The sequence below is a fragment of the Mumia sp. zg.B17 genome (genome assembly GCF_019550915.1).
In the GTDB taxonomy this organism is placed as follows: Bacteria; Actinomycetota; Actinomycetes; order Propionibacteriales; family Nocardioidaceae; genus Mumia.
The window spans coordinates 426,656-446,289 of the sequence record NZ_JAHWCI010000006.1; the positions used below are offsets into that span (position 1 = coordinate 426,656).

Here is a 19,634-nt window from a genome sequence, read left to right on the forward strand (position 1 = left end):
GGGATGCTGCCGCACCACCAGGTACGGTCGGTGCCGTGACCGCACTCGCCACACCCCCGCAGACCCACGCCCGCACCCGGACCGCCTTCCGCGTGGTCGCCTTCGCCGAGGCGGTGTCGTGGGCCGGCCTGCTGATCGGGATGTTCTTCAAGTGGGTCCTCGAGACCACCGAGCTGGGCGTCAAGATCTTCGGTCCCATCCACGGCGGCATCTTCGTGGCGTACGTCCTCATGTGCCTCGTCGCGTGGCGCGCGTTCGGCTGGTCGTTCAAGGTGACGATCGCCGCGCTGGCGTCCGCCGTACCGCCGTTCTTCACCGTGGTCTTCGAGAGGTGGGCGGATCGCCGCGGCCTCCTCGGCCGCGCCGTCGGTCGCTAAGGGCGGATGAGCCGGCCTGTAGGCCGGATTCTGTCAGGGCGTCTCCGCCCCGGCGACCATCTCTCTCGGCGTCGCGTCACCACGACGCTCCAGCGACCTACCCGCAGGCTCGGCGAGCAGCGTCAGCGCCTGCGCGGACCCGAAGGTCCTTCTTGGTCTTGCTCCCGATGGGGTTTACCTAGCCGCCCCGGTCACCCGAGGCGCTGGTGGGCTCTTACCCCACCCTTTCACCCTTACCCGCACCTCACGCGTCGCGTGAGGCCGCTGGCGGTCTGCTCTCTGTGGCACTGTCCCGCACGTCGCCGTGGGTGGGCGTTACCCACCATCGTGCTCTGTGGAGTCCGGACCTTCCTCGGCGCCCTCGGTGCGAGACCGACGACGACGCGGCCGCCCGGCCGACTCATCCGCAGCAGCCACAGTAGCCGACATCACCCTCCCCGGTCTGGCCGCATCCCCCCGCCCGCCGTACGCTGGGTGGAGCGAAAGGGAGTAGTCCCCAACATCCGTGTCGACACACTGACCTCCGGGTCCGGTACGGACGGCGTCGCCTCGCGCGGCGCGGACGAGACTTTCGGCCAGCGACACGACCCTATGGACGTGCCTGGTCGAAGGGACTCCCTCGAGGCTCCTCGACCAGGTGCCGAGGAGCCCTTCTCATGCTGTACGCGTTCTTGCTGAGCACCGCGGTCATCTTCGTGGCCGAGCTCGGCGACAAGAGCCAGCTGATGGCGATGACGTTCGCCACCCGCTACCGACCCCGCGACGTGCTGATCGGCATCACGGTCGCCACCGCGGTCGTCCACCTCCTCTCGGTGGGCATCGGGTTCTGGGTCGGTGAGGCGTTCGCGGATGCGCAGCAGTGGATCACCCTCGCCGCCGGTCTGGCGTTCCTCTTCTTCGCCGCCTGGACCCTGCGCGGCGACGAGCTCAGCGCCGACGAGCGGGAGAAGGCCACCCGCAGCAGCGGGTCCGCGGTGTGGGCCGTCGGCGGGGCGTTCTTCCTCGCCGAGCTCGGTGACAAGACGATGCTCGCGACCATCACGCTCGCCACGCAGGAGGACTGGTTCGGCACGTGGGTCGGCAGCACGGTGGGCATGGTCGCCGCCGACGCGCTCGCGATCCTGCTCGGCGCCTGGATCGGCAAGCAGCTGCCGGAGAAGGCCATCCGCTACGGCGCGTCGGCGTTGTTCGCGGTCTTCGGGCTGTGGCTCGTCGCGGAAGGCGCCGGCCGGCTCTGAGGCAGCCCACGGGTTCCTGTCACGGCCCGTCCCACCGGAAGCGTACGGAGCGCGCGTCGACGTCGGCCCGCGCCAAGGTCAGCCGTACGGGCTCACCCAGGGGCAGCGGCACGTCCGCCGCGACCGGAGCCTCGACCGCAGGGTCGTCGAGGAGGGCCGTCCCGCGAGTCGGATCCTTGTCGTCGGCGTCGATCACCGTGCCGGTGAACGTGCGTCCGACGGCGTCGGCCAGCACGACGGCCTCCACCAGGTCGAGCACCGCTCGGTCGAACGACGAGGCGACGCGGCCGGTCCCCGCCATCACCGCGGGCAGCCTCGGAAGCCCGGCCCGTACCCACTCGGGCACGTCCACGCCCGCACTGACCGCGAGGCACACCTCGCTCACGTAGCGGTCCGCGAGCCGCCGCAGCGGCGCCGTCGCGTGGGCGTACGGCGCCGCGATCGCGCTGTGCTCGGCGTAGTCCGGCGGCGCCCCGTCGAACGCGGCGTAGTCCGCCCCGCGCAGCAGGCCCGTGCACGCCTCGAGCATCGCGACGTGCCGGGGGTTCGCCGGATCGAGGGTCCGGACGAAGTCGGGGTACGACATCGCCTCGGGCCACGGGACCTCGAGCCCACGCGCCGCCCTCTTCAACCGCCCGACCGCTCGCTCGTCCGCGGGCGGCAGCGTGCGCACCAGCCCGACTCCCGCCTCCAGCATGAGACCGGCCGCCGCCATCCCGGTGAGAAGCGAGATCTGCTCGTTCCACCCCTCCGCCGGCACCGGCTCGCGGAACGTCAAGGACCACGAGCCGTCCTCCGCGCGATCGATCTCCTGCGAGGGCAACGGGAGGCTCACACCGCCCCGTTCGGCCTCCAGCGCCTGTCGCCGCTCCCCCACCTCACGCAGCAGCGTCAGCGTCTCCGGGCCTGAACCGGCCACCACCTGGGCCTGCACACCCTCGTAGTCGAGCCGGGCCGTGCTGCGGACCCGTGCGCGCGTCACCGCGACGCCGACCTGACGGCCCGCGGCGTCGAGGTCGATCGACCAGAGCACGGCGGGACGCACGACGTCGGGAAGCAGGCTCGCAGCATCCTCGGACAGCACCGCAGGGTGGAGCGGGATCCGTCGCGTCGGGGCGTACAACGTCTGGCCGCGCCGGTGCGCCTCCTCGTCGACCGCACCGCCGGGGACGACGTACGAGGCGACGTCGGCGATCGCGTAGTGCACGGTCCACCCCTCCCCGCGACGCTCGATGAACATCGCCTGGTCGAGGTCGCGGGCCCCGGGTGGGTCGATGGTGAGGAGCGGCAGGTCGGTCCGGTCGAGGTCGGGGAGCTGGACCCTGGCCGCCGAGGTCGCTGCCTCCTCCAGGACCGCGGGCGGGAACGCCGCATCGATCCCCAGCTCCTGCGCGACCGCGTCGATGCGGCTCTCGAGGGCGGGCACGGCGGACGGGTCGACCGAGTAGTACGCACGGGTCATGCCGCCACCCTAGAGAGCGGTCGATCCCCGCGCGGGCCGACGCGATCGGTCCGATGCCCTCTCCGTAGGATCAGTGGGTGCTGGTCCTCCTCCCGCCGTCCGAAGGCAAGTCCGTCCCCCGGCGGGGTCGCCCGCTCGATCTCTCCACGCTGTCCTTCCCGACGCTGACGCCGACCCGTCGCCGGATCGCGGACACGCTCGTGGACCTGTGCACCCGGGACCCTGCCCGCGCGGCTGCGGTCCTCGGGCTCGGCCCGACCCAGGCCGACGCGCTCGCCCGCGACGCGAGCCTCTGGACCGAGCCGACCGCGCGGGCCGACTCGGTCTACGACGGCGTGCTGTACGCCGCGCTCGACCTCGGCACGCTGGACCCCGCCGCACGACGACGGGCCAGCCGGAGCCTGGCCTTCGCCAGCGCCCTCTTCGGGCTCGTCCGTCCGACGGACCGCATCCCGGCCTACCGGCTGTCGGGCAACGTGACGCTGCCCGGGCTGGGCACCATCGCGAGCCAGTGGCGCGACGAGCTCGGCCCGGTGGTCGCGGACACGCTCGGCTCCGGTCTGCTGATCGACCTCCGGTCCTCGACGTACGCCGCGCTCTGGCGACCCGACGGACCGAAGGACCGGGTCGCGACCGTCCGTGTCCTGCACGAGTCGAACGGTCGTCGGAGCGTCGTCAGCCACTTCAACAAGGCCACCAAGGGCAGGATCGTCCGGGCGCTCCTGCGCGAGGGCGCGTCACCGGCGACGGTGTCCGCGCTCGCCGCCGACCTGCGCGACCTCGGCTGGACCGTCGAGCAGCACGCGGGCCGCCTGGACGTCGTCGTGACCGAGGTCTGACCCCCCCGCTCCGTCCGCGCTGTGTGCAGTACGTCAAGGAATCCGGTACGCAATTCCTTGACGTACTGCACACAGCGCGGAGGGGACGGCCTGTCGGGGAGGGGAGGGACGGCCAGCCGGGGGCGGGACGGTCAGACGGGGACGACGTCGTACGCGCGCAGGGTCGAGATGCCGTCCGGCCAGACCCGCACCGTGCTCACCGACGCGGGCTGCAGCTCGAGCCGGTGGATGACCGGCATCGGTGCGTCGAGCGCCAGCCTCACGAACATCTTGATCGGCGTCACGTGGCTCACGAGCACGACGTGCTTGCCGCCGTACGACGCCACGAGCCGCCGCTGCAAGCGCTGGACGCGCGCGAACACGTCGTCGTACGACTCACCGCCCGGCGGCGCCACGGCCGTCGAGGCGAGCCACGCGTCGAGGGCCTCCGGGTCGCGCTCCCGGACCTGCGCGAACGTCAGGCCGTCCCACGCGCCGAACGACGCCTCGACCAGTCCGGGCTCCACGACGACCTCGACGCCGAGGTCGTTCGCCAGCACCTCGGCGGTCTCGCGGCAGCGACGCAGCGGCGAGCTCACGACGACGTCGACGGCCTCGGCGTCGGCACGGGAGACGTACGCCGCCGCACGGTGGACCTGGGCGCGGCCGACGTCGTTCAGGCCGGGGTCAGCGCCGTCGGACCCGGAGAAGACCTTCGCGAGCGTGCTGTCGGTGGCGCCGTGGCGGACCAGCGTCAACGTGGTCGGCGGGTCGGCCAGCGGATCGCGCCACCCGACCATCGGGTTGCGTGACCCGGCCGGGGCAGCGGTCGCCGTCGCCCCGGGGGCCTGGGGGGCCGGGTCTGCCGCTCGGCGCCGTTTGGGCTTGCCGGCCGCCTCGTCGAGCGCGTCGTTGAGGATCGCGTCCGCAGCCTTGTTGCGCTCGCGCGGCACCCACGTCCACTCGACGCCGAACGGGGCGAGCTGCTGGGCCCGCAGGGCGAGCGGCTTCATGTCGGGATGCTTGACCCGCCACCGGCCCGCCATCTGCTCGATCACGAGCTTGGAGTCCATCCGGACCTCGACCTCGGCCTCCGGGGCGTGCTCGGCGAGGAGCTCGAGGCCGGCGATGAGCCCGCTGTACTCGGCGACGTTGTTGGTCGCGATCCCGATCGTCTCCGCCCGCTGGGCGATGACCGCCCCGGTGTCGGCATCACGGAGGACCGCACCGTACGCCGCGGGGCCAGGGTTGCCGCGCGAGCCCCCGTCGGCCTCGATGACGACGCGACGCGGCACCGTCACAGGCCGGACTCGCCGGTCCGGACGAGGATCCGGTTGCACTCCGGGCAGCGCAGCACGACGTCGCTCGGCGTGGCGGCGATCTCGCGAAGGTCGGCACCGTTGATCTCGAGCCGGCAGCCCTCGCACCGCTTGTGGCGCAGGGCCGCGGCTCCGACGCCGCCGTGGGTGTCGCGGATCTTGTCGTAGAGCGCGAGCAACGGGTCGGAGACACGTCCGACCGTCTGGCCGCGCTCGGCACGCAGCGCCTCCGCCGCCGCGTCGAGGTCGGCTGTCGACTCCTGGAGAGCACCGAGCTCGTCGGCGATCCGTGCCTCGATCGAGGCCAGCTCTCCGGTTGCCGCGGCCAGCTCGTTCTGGGCCGCCTCGAGCTCCTCCATCACCTCGAGCTCGTCGTCCTCGAGCGAGCCGATGCGCCGGTCGAGCGCGACGATCTCGTCCTGGAGCCGCTGCAGGTCCTTGGGGCTGCCGACCTGACCCGAGTCGAGCCGGGTCTGGTCGCGGTCGCGCCGTGCCCGGACGTTGGCGACCTCGCGGTCGGCCTTGGCCTGGTCGGCCGTGAGGTCCGACACCCTGGTCTGCGCCTGGACGCTGCGCGCGTGGACCGTCTCGCGCTCCCGGCGCAGCTGCTCGAGCGTCGCGACCTGGGGCAGGGTCTTGCGGCGGTGGGCGAGCCGTGCGAGCTGCGAGTCCAGACTCTGGACGTCGAGCAGGGCAAGCTGGTCGAACGGGTCAGCCTTCAGCGTGGGCTCCTCTGACGGGTACGGACCGGTGAGTGCGTACCGCTGGACATGGCAGGTGCTCCACCGTATTACTCCGGCCACCCGAGGTGCGACGTCCACGGGTCGGTCACGGCGGTCGAGACCTGGACCTGAACCGTACTCCCTCGCTCGTCGAGCCAGCCTCGCAGCCGCTCGGCCAGCACGGGCAGCCAGGTCCACTCGGCCGCCCAGTGCGGCACGTCGAGGACCGCGGGGGCGTCGGCGTGCTCGCGCAGCTCCGAGACGGGATGGTGCCTGAGGTCGGACGTGACGTACGCGTCCACGCCGAGCGAGCGCGCGCGGTCCAGGAGGAAGTCACCGGACCCGCCGCAGACGGCGACCGTGCGCACCGGCGCGTCGGGATCGCCCGCGACCCTCACGGCGCTGTGGTGGGCAGGCAGCGCTTCGAGGACCTGCGTCGCGAACCGGCCCAACGGCACCGGGTCCGCGAGGATTCCCACGCGTCCGCTGCCCCGGTCGGGATCGGGGACCTCGGCGATCTCGGTGACGGTGTAGGCGACCTCCTCGTACGGGTGGGCCGCGAGCGCAGCGGCCAGCACGGCTTCGCGCAGCCGTCGGGCAGCGACCATCTCGACGCGGGTCTCCGCGACGTGCTCGACCGCACCGACCTCCCCGATCGCCGGTGCCGCCCCCTCCCCAGGCCGGAACGACCCCGTCCCGTCGCTGACGAACTGGCACCGGTCGTAGTCGCCGACCGACCCCGCGCCCGCGTCGTGCATCGCGGAGGCGACCGCAGCGGCGGCCTCGCGGGGAACGTAGACCACCCACGCGTCGAGCGGTTCGACCGGATCGGCGTCCAGCGGCCTGAGGTCGGTGAGCCCGAGTGCACGGGCGAGCGAGTCGGAGACCCCGAGCGCCGGCGAGTCGGCGTTGGTGTGGCAGGTGTGCAGCGTGATGCCGTGGCGTACGAGGTCGGTGACGACCCGGCCCTTCGGGGTCGTGGCCGCGACCGAGTGCACGCCCTTGAGCAGGAGCGGGTGGTGCGTGACGACGAGGTCGGCCTCGAAGGCGATCGCCTCGTCGACCACCGCGCGTACGGGATCGACCGCGAGCAGGATCCGACGCAGCGGGGCGTCGGGATCACCGACCGACGTCCCGACCGCGTCCCAGGAGTCGGCGTGACCCGGTGGGTACCACCTGTCGAGGAGGGCGATGACGTCGTGGACTCGCAGGTCGCTCACGCCCGTCAGCCTACGACCCCGGTGTCGTCCGTCCGTACAGCGCAGGACACCACGACGTCCCCGACCCGACGTCGCGCTCGACGTCGGAACGCAGGTAGACGCGGTGCCCGCAGACGTCGGCGACCTCGCGGTATCGCGTCGCGACCACCCGGTTGAACGCGTCGGTGTCGATCCCCCACCAGGTGAAAGACCCCATCTCCACCAGCCACTCCGGCGCCTCGGGGCCGGCCAGCAGCGCCGTCATCTCGTCGAGATCGGGGTCGAGGACGCGGACGGGCAGGCTCCACGAGTAGGGGTACGGCGCGAACAGCCCTGCGACCCGCAGGACCTGCGGCGAGCCGTAGGCGACCAGGCCCGCGTCGCCGGGCTCGGTCCGCTCGCCGATCCACTCCCCCACGGCCGTGCCGCTCGTCGGCCGGCCCTCGAGCGCTGCGGGAGTTCGCCACGCCACGGCCACGAACGTGGCCACGAGGGCCAGGGCGACGGCCACACGCGTGGTGCGCAGGAGCCCGCTGCGCACGGCGAGCGCCGCACCGAGGGCCAGCGGGAGCGCGAGCTGGAGCGCGTAGTGGCGCCACCAGGACCCACCGCCGACGATCCCGACAACGGCGCAGGCCAGGACCGCGAGGGTGGCGACCGCGACCGGCCGGCGGCGTTCGCGGACCGCCCCCCACACGGTCAGGACACCGAGGAGGAACGCACCCGTTCCCACGAGGGCGAGCACGAAGAGGCGCATCCGCAGCTCGGGCGCGACGGAGCTCGAGCTGATGATGACCTCCGCCGCCTGCTCGCGGAAGCCGTACATCGCCTCCCACAACCCCCCGAGGCCGGGTCCGGTCACCGCCCAGACGAGCGTGGCGAGGAGCGGCAGCGAGGCACCGGCCGCGCCCGCCGCCGCCAGCTTCCAGCCACGGCGACCGCTCATCGCCCAGAGCACCGCGGCGAAGACCAGTCCGTCGACGACGTTCTGCTTCATCAGCACGGCCACCACGCCGGTGACACCCGCCCCGGCCGCGAGCGCCGCGCGCACCCGTGGAGACGTCACCTCGTACGCCGCGGCGAGCGCGAGCGCGACGGTGACCGCGGCGAAGACGACCGCCGGGAACACCGTGGCCATGCGCGGCCCGCTGAACGCCGGGGTGGAGGTCACCGCGCACATCACCAGCGCGGCGGCCAGCGCGCCGCGCGTGCCGCCGACAGCTCGTCCCGCGTACCAGGCGGCGGCGACCGCGACGAGGGCGAGCACCAGCGCCACCAGGCGGAGTGCGACCCGGTCTCCGAGGGGGCCGGAGAGCAGATCGGCGAAGCCGAAGAGGAGGATCAGGCCGGGAGGACGGTCGACCCACTGGTTGCCGTACAGCGAACCGTCCGTCGTCCCCCACTGGTGGGCGACGAGAAGGAACCCGCCCTCGTCCGAGGACAGCGGCGCCCACAGGTACGGCAGGCGGAACGCGGTCGTGAGCGCCAGCACCGCGACGAGGACCGCGCCACGTCGCCTCTCGATCCGGTGGACAGCACGACGCACCGTCGACCACATCGCCGGTGCGTCCGCCCCACGAGCCTGCGCGCTCAGTACTCGATCACCACCCCGATGTCCCACCCCGTGATCGCGAGCGGCGCCGTGACGTCAGTGACGGTCGCGGCAGGCATAAAGTCGGGCACGTGTCCCCCTGGTGACAGTGTGCGGCGTCTCCGACCATAACCGCCGCGACCCCGCGACACGACCGCTAATACGTGGCATCAGGCTGCGCGCACGACGAGAGCCCTGCGCACACAGACAACGCGACTCTCGTGGGATTCGTGGTGGGCGCAGAGGGGATCGAACCCCCGACCGCCTCGTTGTAAGCGAGGTGCTCTACCGCTGAGCTATGCGCCCGACGCCGCGCGGCGCTCCAGAGTATCGGATGGCGCCCTGGATGAAGACAGAGGCGTGGCCGCTGGCGTCTCGGGTCACCAGCGGCCACGCGCTCATCAGTCTTGCACAGATCCGGGTCTGCGCGGCAGGATCATGCAGAGATTTCCTGCAGTGCGCCGAGGTAGCCGGCAAGGTCGCGCGCGTCGGGAAGTCCGTTCTCGATCTTCCACCGCACGACACCCTCCTCGTCGACCAGGAAGCTGCCTCGCAGCGCACACCCACGGTCGGCGTCGAAGACCCCGTACGAGGTCGCGACCGCACCGTGCGGCCAGAAGTCGCTCAGCAGCGAGAACGTGAGCCCGTCCTTCTCGGAGAAGGCCCGCAGAGCGAACATCGGGTCGCACGAGATCGCCAGCACGTCGGCATCGAGCTCGTTGAACGCAGCGAGGTTGTCGCGCAGCTCGCACAGCTCGCCGGAGCAGATCCCGCTGAACGCGAACGGATAGAAGACGAGCAGCGTCTTCTTGCCGCGGAGCGCCGAGAGGGAGACCTCCTCGCCATGCTGGTTCTTGAGGGTGAAGTCAGGGGCCGTGGTCCCGATCTCGATCGTCATGGAGGGAAGTCACTCGCTCTCGTCGGTGTGGGTCAGCCGGCGCTTCAGGATCTTGCCCGTCGCGTTGCGCGGCAGCTCGTGCAGGAAGCGTACTTCGCGCGGGACCTTGTACCGAGCGAGACGCTCGCGCACGTGGAGCTTGAGGTCGTCCTCGGTCAGGTCGTGCCCCGGCCGCAGGGCGACCCAGGCCAGCAGGCGGTGCCCGAAGTCGACGTCCTCCACGCCGACGACGGCGACCTCCAGGACGGCCGGGTGCCTCGCGAGACAGTTCTCGACCTCTTGCGGATAGACGTTCTCCCCGCCGGAGACGATCATCTCGTCGTCACGGCCCTCGACGAAGAGCAGACCGTCGCGGATGGTGCCGACGTCGCCGGTCGACATCAGACCGTCGACGACCTCCTTGCCGCCGCCGTGCGTGTACCCCTCGAACGGCAGGCCGTTGCGGACGAAGATGCGTCCGCTCGAGCCGGTCGCCGGACGCCCCTCGGTGTCGTAGAGGGCGATCACCGTCGCGATCGGTGGTGCACCCGCCGTGCCGGGGTGCGCGCGCATCTCGGCGGGTTGCGCGATCGTCACCCACGCGCACTCGGTCGAGCCGTAGGTGTTGTAGAGGTTGTCGCCGTACTGGTCCATCCACGCGGTCGCGAGGTCGCCGGGAAGCGACGAGCCGCTGGCCGCGACGATCGTGAGTGCGCTCAGGTCGTAGGAGTCGAGCTCTTCCTTCGGCAGCTGGAGCGCGCGCTGCAGCATCACCGGGATGACCACCGCCGCGTCGGACCGGGTCCGGGCCAGGGTGTCGAGGAAGTCACGCGGTGTGAAGCGGCGTCGCAGGACGAGCGTGGACCCGAGGAGCATCGCGAGGTTGAGGTGGCCCCATCCCCAGGTGTGGAACAGCGGGGCCGCCACGTGGACGGTCATCCGCGCGCGGAGCGGGATGCGGGACAGCAGCGCGGCTCCGGCGCTGAGCGAGCCGGACCCCCTGGCCGCGCCCTTCGGCGCTCCGGTCGTGCCCGAGGTGAGGATCACGGAGCGGCCCTCGCGCCGCGGGGCCGGCAGGTCGGTGCCGGGACGGGTGCTGACAAGCGATCCGACGGTGCCCGGACCAGGAACGTCGGCCCAGGCGACGACGCGGGCTGCGTCCGAGGGTGCCGACGCCACGACGTCGGAGAACTCGTCGTCGTGGACGATCGCCGACGGCTTCTCGCGCTCGAGCAGCTCGCGCACCTGAGGGCCGGAGAACGCGGTGTTGAGATAGAGGACGTCGGCGCCGAGCCGCGCGACGGCGATGGCGGTGATCACGAACCAGCGGTGGTTGCGAGCCATCAGCGCGACGCCGTCGCCCTCGCCGACGCCCAGGTCGGACAGCGCACGGGCGAACGCATTGGCCTGGGCACCGAGATCGGCGAAGGTGATGGACCCGAGATCGTCGTGGATGGCGACGGCGTTGGGGGTCCGCGCGGCGAGCGAGGCGTAGCCGCCGGCCAGACCGGTGCCCCAGCGGGCCAGGGCCCGCCCGACGCCGACGAGGGCACGGGGACCGTACGGTCGGACGACGCCGCACGTGGCGAGGGAGGCGAGAGTCAGCGCGGATGCAGCGGCGGGGTGCTGGCCCGGTCCGCGGAGCTGGTTCGTCATGGTGGTACCTCGGAAGTCGGGGGCACGTGGCCCTTAGTGTAACCATGAGTTACACCAAGGAGAACCCGCGCTCCTCCGGCGTCGGCCACCCGGCTTCGCGCCTCCCGGCGCGACGAGTCAGCGCTTGTGGGTGGACAGCTTCGTCGCGGCCCAGTCAGGGCCTGCCGACGCGGTCGTCGTGGTCGACAGCCCTGCGATCGGAGCTGCCTCGGCGATGTCCCCGTTGTCGACGTACCCGGGTCGGCCGACCTTGGGCGTCAGGAGCCATACGGTCCCGCCCTCGGCAAGGTCTTGGAGCGAGTCCATCAACGCGTCGGCCAGGTCGCCGTCGTCGTCCCTCCACCAGAGCACGACACCGTCCACGACCTCGCCGTAGTCGCCGTCCACCATCTCGCTGCCGATGCGACTCTCGATCGCTTCCCGAAGCGCGTCGTCGACGTCCTCGTCCCAACCGAGCTCCTGGACCACCATGTCGGGCTTGAAGCCCAGACGGTCCCCATGCCCCGGACGGTCCGCGTCCTGCGCGGTGGCGCTCACCGATGCCTCCCCAAGTGATGTGTTCCCAGGCTTCTTCCTGCCTAGGCGCCACACACTAGCGGCTCTCGGCGAAGGTGGGGCAGGGAGCGCTCCGCAGAGCCCTTAGGTCCGCCCGGAGGGGCGGCTACTCGCGGGTACTGGAACGCAGTGGAAAGATGGACGGCGGACGGCAGGCGACCCACCTGGAGCCGTCGACAGCGTTGCTGCCCACATCCGGCGCAGTCGCGATCTCGCGAGAAAAGGATTCGAAGTGGCCCAGTCATCCGACCGGCCCCCCGTCATCCACGAGGGCCTCCCGTCCCAGCTTCCCGACATCGACCCGGACGAGACCACAGAGTGGCTCGAGTCCTTCGACGAGATGGTCGAGGGACGGGGCCGCGGACGCGCGCGCTACATGATGCTGCGCCTGCTCGAGCGGGCCCGGGAGAAGCAGGTCGGGGTCCCCGCTCTCACCAGCACCGACTACATCAACTCGATCCCGCCCGAGCGCGAGCCCTGGTTCCCCGGAGACGAGGACGTCGAGCGACGCATCCGCGCCTACATCCGGTGGAATGCCGCCGTCATGGTCTCGCGGGCCAATCGAGAGGGCCTGGGCGTCGGCGGGCACATCGCGACGTACCAGTCCGCAGCCAGCCTGTACGAGGTCGGCTTCAACCACTTCTTCCGCGGCAAGGACCACCCGGGCGGCGGCGACCAGGTCTTCATCCAGGGCCACGCCTCCCCCGGCATCTATGCCCGCGCGTTCCTCGAGGGTCGCCTGACCGCCGAGCAGCTCGCCAAGTTCCGCCAGGAGGTCAGCCATGGTCCGGGCAAGGGGCTCGCGTCCTACCCGCACCCCCGGCTGATGCCCGACTTCTGGGAGTTCCCGACCGTCTCGATGGGGTTGGCGGCCCTCAACTCGATCTATCAGGCGCGGTTCAACCGCTACCTCCAGAACCGCGGCATCAAGGACACCAGCGAGCAGCGCGTGTGGGCGTTCCTCGGCGACGGCGAGATGGGCGAGCCCGAGTCCCTGGGCGCGATCGGACTCGCCGCCCGGGAGGAGCTCGACAACCTCACGTTCGTCATCAACTGCAACCTGCAGCAGCTCGACGGGCCGGTCCGAGGCAACGGCAAGATCATCCAGGAGCTCGAGTCGACCTTCCGCGGCGCCGGCTGGAACGTCGTCAAGGTCATCTGGGGGCGCGAGTGGGACGACCTTCTCGCCCGTGACGTCGACGGCGTCCTGGTCAACCAGATGAACCGCACGCCCGACGGGCAGTTCCAGACCTACTCGATGGAGGACGGCGCCTACACGCGCGACCACTTCTTCGGGGCCGACCCGCGGCTGCTCAAGATGGTGGAGCACCTCACCGACGACCAGATCTCCAAGCTGCCGCGCGGTGGTCACGACTACCGCAAGGTCTTCTCCGCCTTCGATGCGGCGATGAACCACACCGGGCAGCCGACGGTGATCCTCGCGCAGACCATCAAGGGCTGGACCATCGACGCGCTCGAGGGCCGCAACGCGACCCACCAGATGAAGAAGCTCACCAAGGCCGACCTCAAGAAGTTCCGCGACCGGCTCTACCTGCCGATCAGCGACGAGGAGATCGACGGGTCCGAGCTCGCGCCGTTCTACCACCCGGGCGAGGACTCCGACGAGATGCAGTACATGCGTGAGCGTCGCCGTCAGCTCGGCGGGTCGCTGCCCAAGCGCGTCGTCCGGGCCAAGCCGCTCGAGCTGCCCGGCGACGCGACGTACGCCGAGCTGCGGGGCGGGTCCGGCAACCAGCCGGTCGCGACGACGATGGCCTTCGTCCGCCTGCTGCGCAACCTCATGCGCGACAAGGGTGTGGGCTCGCGCGTCGTGCCGATCGCGCCGGACGAGTTCCGGACGTTCGGCATGGACTCGATGTTCCCGACGGCCAAGGTCTACAACCCGCACGGGCAGTCGTACGAGTCGGTCGACCGCAAGATCCTGCTTGCCTACAAGGAGTCGACGTCCGGCCAGCTCCTTCACGAGGGCATCAGCGAGGCCGGCGCCGTCGCCTCGATGACCGCCGCCGGATCGGCGTACTCGACCCACGGCGAGCCCATGATCCCGGTCTACATCTTCTACTCGATGTTCGGGTTCCAGCGCACCGGCGACTCGCTGTGGGCGATGGCCGATCAGCTCTCGAAAGGCTTCCTGATCGGCGCGACCGCCGGTCGGACCACCCTGACGGGCGAGGGGCTGCAGCACGCCGACGGCCACTCGCCGCTGCTCGCCCGCACCAACCCCGCGGCTGTGCACTACGACCCGGCGTTCGGGTTCGAGATCAGCCGCATCGTCCAGAACGGCATGGAGCGGATGTACGGCTCCACCGAGGACCACCCGCACGGCGAGAACATCTTCTACTACCTCACCGTCTACAACGAGCCCATCGTCCAGCCCGCCGAGCCCGAGGGCCTCGATGTGGACGCGCTGCTGAAGGGGATGTACCGCTACCGCGAGGCACCCGAGCGTGGCGAGGGGACCCCGCAGGCGCAGATCCTCGCTTCCGGCGTCGCCGTGCCGTGGGCGCTGGAGGCGCAGCGGATCCTCGCCGAGGAGTACGACGTCCGAGCCCACGTCTGGTCGGTGACGTCGTGGAACGAGCTCGCCCGTGACGCCGACGCTGCAGAGCGGGCGACCTTCAACGCCCCCGGAGACGAGCCTGCGACGCCGTACGTCACCAGGGCGCTGGCCGATGCCCACGGCCCGGTGTTGGCGGTGACCGACTACATGCGTGCCGTCCCCGACCAGATCGCCCGCTGGGTGCCCCAGCCGTGGACGTCCCTCGGCGCGGACGGGTTCGGCTTCGCTGACACCCGGGCTGCCGCGCGGCGGTTCTTCCAGATCGACACCGCGTCGATCGTGGTCGGCGTCCTCGAGGCCCTGGCCGCCAACGGCGAGGTCAAGGCCGAGACGGCGGCAGAGGCGTACGCACGGTTCCGGCTCGATGATCCGACCGCGGTCGCCGACGTCCCCCAGGAGGGCAGCGACGCCTGAGGGCGGCGGCACGGACGCGGTGGTGACCCCCGGCACACAAATTGGTTGCCGGGGGTCAACCCCCCGTCCTCTAAGATGTCCCCATGGCCCCCCGTGACGATTCGACGCCGGACAGCGCCACGGCAGGGTCCACGAGCTCGAGAGCGAGGGGTGGTCCGGTCATGGTCGAGACCGCGACACCGCCGGCGCTGCGACGGACCCCGACGTGGGTCCGCATCCTGCGCTGGCCCTACACCTTCCTGGTCGCCTTCTCGATCGCCGTGGGCGGTTTCACCATCTGGGCGTCCTACTACCTCGACCTGCCGATGCGGGACCCGGAGGGCTTCCTCGGGCCGGCCTACGTCCGGCTGCCGATGCTCGGGCTGCTCTTCATCGGCGGCGGCCTCGCCGTCCAGGCGTTCCTGCAGACCAGGAGTCTTCGGGGCCTGCGGTCCCGCGTCACGACGATCGTCCGCACGGAGTGGAGCTGGAGCCGGCTCATCCATGCCGCGCTCGGCCTGATCGCCTTCTACATCTCCTACGTCAGCTATCGCAACCTCAAGAGCTTCCTGCCGATCGTGCGCGAGGAGGTGCTCCACGACGCCGACCTGATGAAGATGGACCACTGGCTCTTCTTCGGTCACTACCCGGCACTTGTCCTGCACGACGTCCTCGGCACGGGGTTCATCGCGCTGATCCTGTCAACGATCTACGTCTCCTACCTGATGCTGACCCCGGTGTCGCTCGCGGCGGTGCTCGTCCTCAACAAGGACCTCTCGCTCGGCGCGTGGTACGCGACGGCGCTCAGCCTCAACTGGATCCTCGGCGTCGGCAGCTACTACCTCGTGCCGACGCTCGGACCGGTCTTCGCCAACCAGTCGCTCTTCGCCGACCTGCCTGGCGACAGCGGGGTGGCGGCGCTGCAACGATCGCTGGCGCACGCACGCTACGACGTCCTGAGCGACCCGTGGGCGACCGAGAAGATCCACGGCATCGCCGGGTTCGCCTCACTCCACGTCTCCGTCGTCCTGACCGCGTGCCTCTTCTTCGCCATCATCGGGATCAACAAGTGGCTGATGCGCGGCCTGTGGGTCTACTTCACAGGCACCGTGCTGGCCACGATCTACTTCGGCTGGCACTACGTCGCCGACGACATCGGTGGCGTCGTCATCGCCGTCCTGTCGATCGCGATCGGCGCTGCGGTTACCGGCAACTGGGGCTACCGCAAGACACGCAGTCGCGAGCGCAAAGCTCAGCAGGCCGCCCTCGACTCCTCGTCGGTCTGACGGCGTACGCGCGGGGCGGCCCGCGCCGGCGCGTCAGCCGGCGACCCCGAGGTCGTCGGTGGTGAGCTCGACGATGCTCGCCGCAGCCCCGACAGAGTCCTGCGGGCCCTCGGTCTGCGCTCCGTCCCTGAGCGTGGCCCCCCACCGCCGCGGGCGGAACCTCGCGGGCGGTGCTCCGTCGACGAACCGCGTGAGCACGTCGACGAACAGCTCCGGCTGATCCTTGTGCGGGAAGTGTCCGGAGTCGGGGAACAGCTCCACGATCGTGTGGGGCGACCGTCTCTGGGCGGCGAGCGCGTGCCGGGACGGGATGACGGAGTCACCGGCACCCCACACCAGGCAGAGCGGAATCACCTCGGCGAGGTAGGCGCGGTCCTTCATGGTGATGCGCTGACCGCGCCAGTCGACGACGTGACTCGTGACGGCGCGCACGGCGGCGCGGGCACCGGGGTCGCTGAGCGACTCGTAGATGTCGGCGGCCTCGTCGAGGTCGCGGGTGTAGGGAAGACCCGTCCGGGCGAGCGTGCGGAGCGCGACGCGGACCGGCACCCGCAGCGGTGGGATCGTGGCCAGCCCGAGACCCACGCCCGCTCCCGGGACGGTGATCAGCCTGATCAGCGGCGACACCTCGGTGCCGAGCCCGCCCGTGGCGACGAGGCAGATCCGCTCGGTCCGGTCGGGATACTGGTAGGCGAACTGCATGGCCACACCTCCGCCGAGGCTGTGACCGACGACCGTGACGCGATCGATCTCGAGATAGGTCAGGAGGTCGCGCATGCCGTTGGCGTAGCCGCCCAGCGAGTAGTCGGCCCGTGGCTTGTCGGACTCGCCATGGCCCAGGAGGTCGGGGATCACCACGGTGAAGCGTTCGGCCAACCGTTCGGCCACCGGCAACCACGTCGTCGAGTCGCAGCCCAACCCGTGCAGGAGCAGCAGCGCGGGCCCTTCACCGGTGATCCGGTACGCGCGGCGGTAGCCGTGCAGCCTGACGAACCGCGTCTCCAGCGAACCTGGGCTGAGTCCATTCATCGAGCAGCTCCTCGGCGCCGGGGGAAGTGGAGCCACGATACCGGCCGATGAGCCGTCCTGCACCTAGTCTGGGCCCTGTGACCGCCGGGACTCACGAGGACTACGCGCAGGTGCTGGACAAGGCATCCGGCGATCTGACGACGGCCGCGATCGCGACGATGGAGCGCGAGCTCCGGTGGTTCCACGAGCTCGACGCCGAGCACCGGTCGTGGATCTCCCTGATCGCGCACGCCGGGATCGCCCAGTGTGCCGAGTGGATGCGCACCGGCACGTCGGCTCTCGACGTGACGGGCTCGGTGTTCGGCGCAGCGCCGCGGGAGCTGACGCGCCACGTCACACTCCACCAGACGGTGTCGATGGTCAAGACGACGATCGAGGTCATCGAGCGCCACATCGACGACCTGTTCTCGGCCGACCAGGCCCAGGAGGTGCGCCGGCAGGTCTCGGCCTACGCGCGGGAGGTGGCGTTCGCGACCGCAGACGTCTATGCCCGCGCAGCGGAGTCGCGCGGGCAGTGGGACGCGCGGATGGAGGCGCTGGTCGTCGACGCCGTGGTCCGCGGCGAGCCCGAGGAGGTCATCCGGTCTCGAGCAGCGGCCCTGGGATGGGAGGCAGAGGGCGGCGTCACCGTGCTCGTCGGTGCCGCACCGCCCCCCGCAGGTGCCGGTGACGAGGGCGTCGAAGAGGAGGTTCGCCGTCGGGCTCGGGTGGCGGGGATGTCGACGTTGACCTCCGTGCAGCTCGAGCGGCTCGTCGTCCTCCTCGGCGACGTGGCTGATCTCGAGCACGCGGCGGGGGCGGTGGCCGACGCGTTCGGCCCCGGCGCTCTCGTCGTCGGCCCTGTGGTCGACCACATCGTCCACGCGCACCGCTCGGCGAGGGCCGCGCTCGCCGGACTCCGTGCTGCTCGCGGCTGGGCGGGTGCGCCGCGGCCGGTGCACGCCGACGACCTCTTGGTCGAGCGGTCGCTGGCCGGCGACGGTCATGCCCGGCGGGCGCTGGTCGACATGGTCCACACGCGGCTGTCCGGGACCGATCCCACGCTGCACGGGACGTTGGCGACGTTCCTCGAGCAGGGAGCGTCCGTGGAGGCCGCCGCGCGCCGCTTGTTCGTCCACCCCAACACCGTCCGCTACCGCCTCCGGAAGGTCCGCGACGCGACCGGGCTCGACCCGCTCAACCCTCGCGGCGCCTACACGCTGCGGGTCGGTCTCACGCTGGGCGGGCTGCTGTCGGTCCCCGACGAGACGCGACCACGTCCGTCGTTGTAGGAACCCCACAACCGACTCCCGCAATTTTGGGTCGAGTCTTCTTCGTGGTCAGAGTTTCTGGCAGGCAGTCTTGGTCTCGTGCTCGCGAAATGCCATTCGCGACCGACATCGCAGGGAATCCGACCTACGCGGCTCGGACCGGCCCGGCGACCAGGGAGCGGGGCATGGCGCGGCGGCCGCGAGAGCGGCCACAACGGGGGTCGTCCATCGCCGTACGCCGACGATGACGAGTCGCGCAACGAGCACACCTCGCAGGGGCGTTCGGGGGTCGCCCTTGTAGAGTCGTGGGGCGCGGCCCCACCCCGGCGCGGCCGCCCAGCCCACCCGCCGCGCGGGGCCGGGGCCCCCCCACCCCAGAGGTCACCATGCACGCGCCCCACGTCCCCGTGATCGACGAGCTCGCCGCGATCCTCGAGCAGATCGCTCCCGGATCGACCACGGCTCCGCTCAACCCGTCGTCGTCGTTCACCGAGGACCTCGGTCTCGACTCGCTGTCCCTGGTCCAGCTGGCGCTCGCCATCGAAGAGCGTCTCGGTGTGCGTATCCCCGACGCCGACCTCGCGACGTTGCGTACGGTCGGGGACGCGGTCGCCTACGTCGAGCGGCGTCTCGCCTCCTCCTGACGCACCCCTCCCGACGGCCCCGTGTGTGGTCCCCCGTGTCGTTTGTCATGATGGAGACCGATCACCGAGGAAGGGCCTTGATGGATCTCAGCAGGGAGACGGCGGACGGCGCGCGCAATCGTCTTGTCCTCAAGATCGTGCTCGGGCTCGTCGCGGCAGGGATCACGATCGGGCTCCTCATGGGGATCGCGGGTGCCTCCGCGATGCGGGCGCTGGGGTTCAAGGCGGACGACGCTCCGGCGGAGCCGGCCGCAAGTTCTCCCACCACCACGCCCAGCGCACCGGGCACGGAGCCGACGACACCCGCGCCGACCGCGCCCAGCGCGACGCCCGAGGCGACTCCGAAACCGAAGAAGGAGCCCGCGTTCCGCGCCAGCAGCAGCCGGGTCAGACCCGGGGAGCGCATCGAGTTCCGAGGCCGCGCACCCGGCCTCGGAGCAGGCGCCACCCTGACCATCCAGCGCAAGGGCGACGGCGGCGGGTGGTCGGACTTCCCGGTCCGCCTCGAGACCCGCAAGGGCGGAACGTTCTCGACCTGGATCGTGACGAGCCGGTCAGGGCGTTGGGAGTTCCGTGCGGTTGGTGACGGCTTCTCGTCCCCGTCCGCGACGGTAGAGATCGGCTGAGCGGGAGGCAC

17 protein-coding genes, 1 tRNA gene and 1 other RNA gene are annotated in these 19,634 nt (G+C 71.2%); 8 read left to right on the forward strand and 11 right to left on the reverse strand.

Translation table 11 applies throughout. The features are described from left to right. Positions 1-35 precede the first annotated feature (35 nt). Positions 36-377, forward strand: coding sequence for a DUF3817 domain-containing protein (locus KV097_RS10445; RefSeq protein ID WP_220344276.1), 342 nt, complete (start codon positions 36-38; stop codon positions 375-377). 3 nt (positions 378-380) lie between these two features. Here KV097_RS10445 and rnpB read toward each other — a convergent pair. Next, positions 381-780, reverse strand: an RNA gene (rnpB, locus tag KV097_RS10450) — RNase P RNA component class A. A gap of 253 nt (positions 781-1,033) precedes the next feature. On the opposite strand from rnpB, the gene KV097_RS10455 reads away from it, so the two are divergent. Continuing rightward, positions 1,034-1,615, forward strand: a complete 582-nt coding sequence (locus tag KV097_RS10455) for a TMEM165/GDT1 family protein (RefSeq protein ID WP_220344275.1) — start codon at positions 1,034-1,036, stop codon at positions 1,613-1,615. 19 nt (positions 1,616-1,634) lie between these two features. On the opposite strand, the gene KV097_RS10460 is transcribed toward KV097_RS10455, so the two are convergent. Then, entirely contained in the window at positions 1,635-3,077 is a 1,443-nt protein-coding gene (locus KV097_RS10460) for an RNB domain-containing ribonuclease (RefSeq protein ID WP_220365826.1), read from the reverse strand. Positions 3,078-3,154: 77 nt separating this feature from the next. On the opposite strand from KV097_RS10460, the gene KV097_RS10465 reads away from it, so the two are divergent. Continuing rightward, positions 3,155-3,916, forward strand: a complete 762-nt coding sequence (locus tag KV097_RS10465) for a YaaA family protein (protein ID WP_220346637.1) — start codon at positions 3,155-3,157, stop codon at positions 3,914-3,916. Between the two features lie 131 nt (positions 3,917-4,047). On the opposite strand, the gene KV097_RS10470 is transcribed toward KV097_RS10465, so the two are convergent. The 8 genes from KV097_RS10470 to KV097_RS10505 form a co-directional block, all read right to left on the reverse strand. After that, positions 4,048-5,190, reverse strand: coding sequence for a bifunctional RNase H/acid phosphatase (locus KV097_RS10470; RefSeq protein ID WP_220365827.1), 1,143 nt, complete (start codon positions 5,188-5,190; stop codon positions 4,048-4,050). 2 nt (positions 5,191-5,192) lie between these two features. Next, a complete protein-coding gene (locus KV097_RS19770; protein WP_220365828.1) occupies positions 5,193-6,035 on the reverse strand; it encodes a zinc ribbon domain-containing protein in 843 nt (280 codons plus the stop codon). Further along, complete coding sequence (locus KV097_RS10480; protein ID WP_220365829.1) at positions 6,005-7,156, reverse strand: Nif3-like dinuclear metal center hexameric protein; 1,152 nt, start codon at positions 7,154-7,156, stop codon at positions 6,005-6,007. The genes KV097_RS19770 and KV097_RS10480 overlap by 31 nt, the downstream gene beginning before the upstream one ends. 10 nt (positions 7,157-7,166) lie before the next feature. Further along, a complete protein-coding gene (locus tag KV097_RS10485) occupies positions 7,167-8,681 on the reverse strand; it encodes a hypothetical protein (protein WP_220365830.1) in 1,515 nt (504 codons plus the stop codon). Between the two features lie 276 nt (positions 8,682-8,957). After that, positions 8,958-9,032: transfer RNA gene (locus KV097_RS10490), tRNA-Val, on the reverse strand. A gap of 130 nt (positions 9,033-9,162) precedes the next feature. Continuing rightward, positions 9,163-9,624 carry a peroxiredoxin gene (locus KV097_RS10495; RefSeq protein ID WP_220344268.1) on the reverse strand — a complete coding sequence of 154 codons (462 nt, stop codon included), beginning with the start codon at positions 9,622-9,624 and terminating at the stop codon, positions 9,163-9,165. Positions 9,625-9,633: 9 nt separating this feature from the next. Continuing rightward, a complete protein-coding gene (locus tag KV097_RS10500) occupies positions 9,634-11,259 on the reverse strand; it encodes an AMP-binding protein (protein WP_220365831.1) in 1,626 nt (541 codons plus the stop codon). A 117-nt stretch (positions 11,260-11,376) separates the two neighbouring features. After that, positions 11,377-11,796: a DUF3052 domain-containing protein gene (locus KV097_RS10505; protein WP_220344266.1), complete on the reverse strand. Its 420-nt coding sequence runs from the start codon at positions 11,794-11,796 to the stop codon at positions 11,377-11,379. Positions 11,797-12,046: 250 nt separating this feature from the next. Between KV097_RS10505 and aceE the strand changes: the two genes are divergently transcribed. Together aceE and KV097_RS10515 are read left to right on the forward strand one after the other, a co-directional pair. Further along, entirely contained in the window at positions 12,047-14,809 is a 2,763-nt protein-coding gene (gene aceE, locus KV097_RS10510; protein ID WP_220344265.1) for a pyruvate dehydrogenase (acetyl-transferring), homodimeric type, read from the forward strand. A 161-nt stretch (positions 14,810-14,970) separates the two neighbouring features. Then, positions 14,971-16,074, forward strand: a complete 1,104-nt coding sequence (locus KV097_RS10515; protein ID WP_220365832.1) for a phosphatase PAP2 family protein — start codon at positions 14,971-14,973, stop codon at positions 16,072-16,074. A gap of 33 nt (positions 16,075-16,107) precedes the next feature. On the opposite strand, the gene KV097_RS10520 is transcribed toward KV097_RS10515, so the two are convergent. Continuing rightward, positions 16,108-17,103, reverse strand: coding sequence for an alpha/beta fold hydrolase (locus tag KV097_RS10520; RefSeq protein WP_220344263.1), 996 nt, complete (start codon positions 17,101-17,103; stop codon positions 16,108-16,110). 77 nt (positions 17,104-17,180) lie between these two features. Between KV097_RS10520 and KV097_RS10525 the strand changes: the two genes are divergently transcribed. The 3 genes from KV097_RS10525 (at position 17,181) to KV097_RS10535 (ending at position 19,623) form a co-directional block, all read left to right on the forward strand. Further along, entirely contained in the window at positions 17,181-18,374 is a 1,194-nt protein-coding gene (locus KV097_RS10525; protein WP_308289400.1) for a helix-turn-helix domain-containing protein, read from the forward strand. A gap of 365 nt (positions 18,375-18,739) precedes the next feature. Then, positions 18,740-18,997: an acyl carrier protein gene (locus tag KV097_RS10530; RefSeq protein WP_220344261.1), complete on the forward strand. Its 258-nt coding sequence runs from the start codon at positions 18,740-18,742 to the stop codon at positions 18,995-18,997. Positions 18,998-19,077: 80 nt separating this feature from the next. Next, positions 19,078-19,623: a hypothetical protein gene (locus KV097_RS10535; protein WP_220365833.1), complete on the forward strand. Its 546-nt coding sequence runs from the start codon at positions 19,078-19,080 to the stop codon at positions 19,621-19,623. Positions 19,624-19,634: the final 11 nt, after the last annotated feature.

Bases quoted from the DNA above. Each gene is read 5' to 3' on its own strand.
- KV097_RS10495 (WP_220344268.1), bottom strand. From the start codon at position 9,624: ATGACGATCGAGATCGGGACCACGGCCCCTGACTTCACCCTCAAGAAC.
- KV097_RS10520 (WP_220344263.1), bottom strand. From the start codon at position 17,103: ATGAATGGACTCAGCCCAGGTTCGCTGGAGACGCGGTTCGTCAGGCTG.
- KV097_RS10530 (WP_220344261.1), top strand. From the start codon at position 18,740: ATGCACGCGCCCCACGTCCCCGTGATCGACGAGCTCGCCGCGATCCTC.
- KV097_RS10535 (WP_220365833.1), top strand. From the start codon at position 19,078: ATGGATCTCAGCAGGGAGACGGCGGACGGCGCGCGCAATCGTCTTGTC.
- KV097_RS10460 (WP_220365826.1), bottom strand. From the start codon at position 3,077: ATGACCCGTGCGTACTACTCGGTCGACCCGTCCGCCGTGCCCGCCCTC.
- KV097_RS10500 (WP_220365831.1), bottom strand. From the start codon at position 11,259: ATGACGAACCAGCTCCGCGGACCGGGCCAGCACCCCGCCGCTGCATCC.
- KV097_RS10455 (WP_220344275.1), top strand. From the start codon at position 1,034: ATGCTGTACGCGTTCTTGCTGAGCACCGCGGTCATCTTCGTGGCCGAG.
- KV097_RS10515 (WP_220365832.1), top strand. From the start codon at position 14,971: ATGGTCGAGACCGCGACACCGCCGGCGCTGCGACGGACCCCGACGTGG.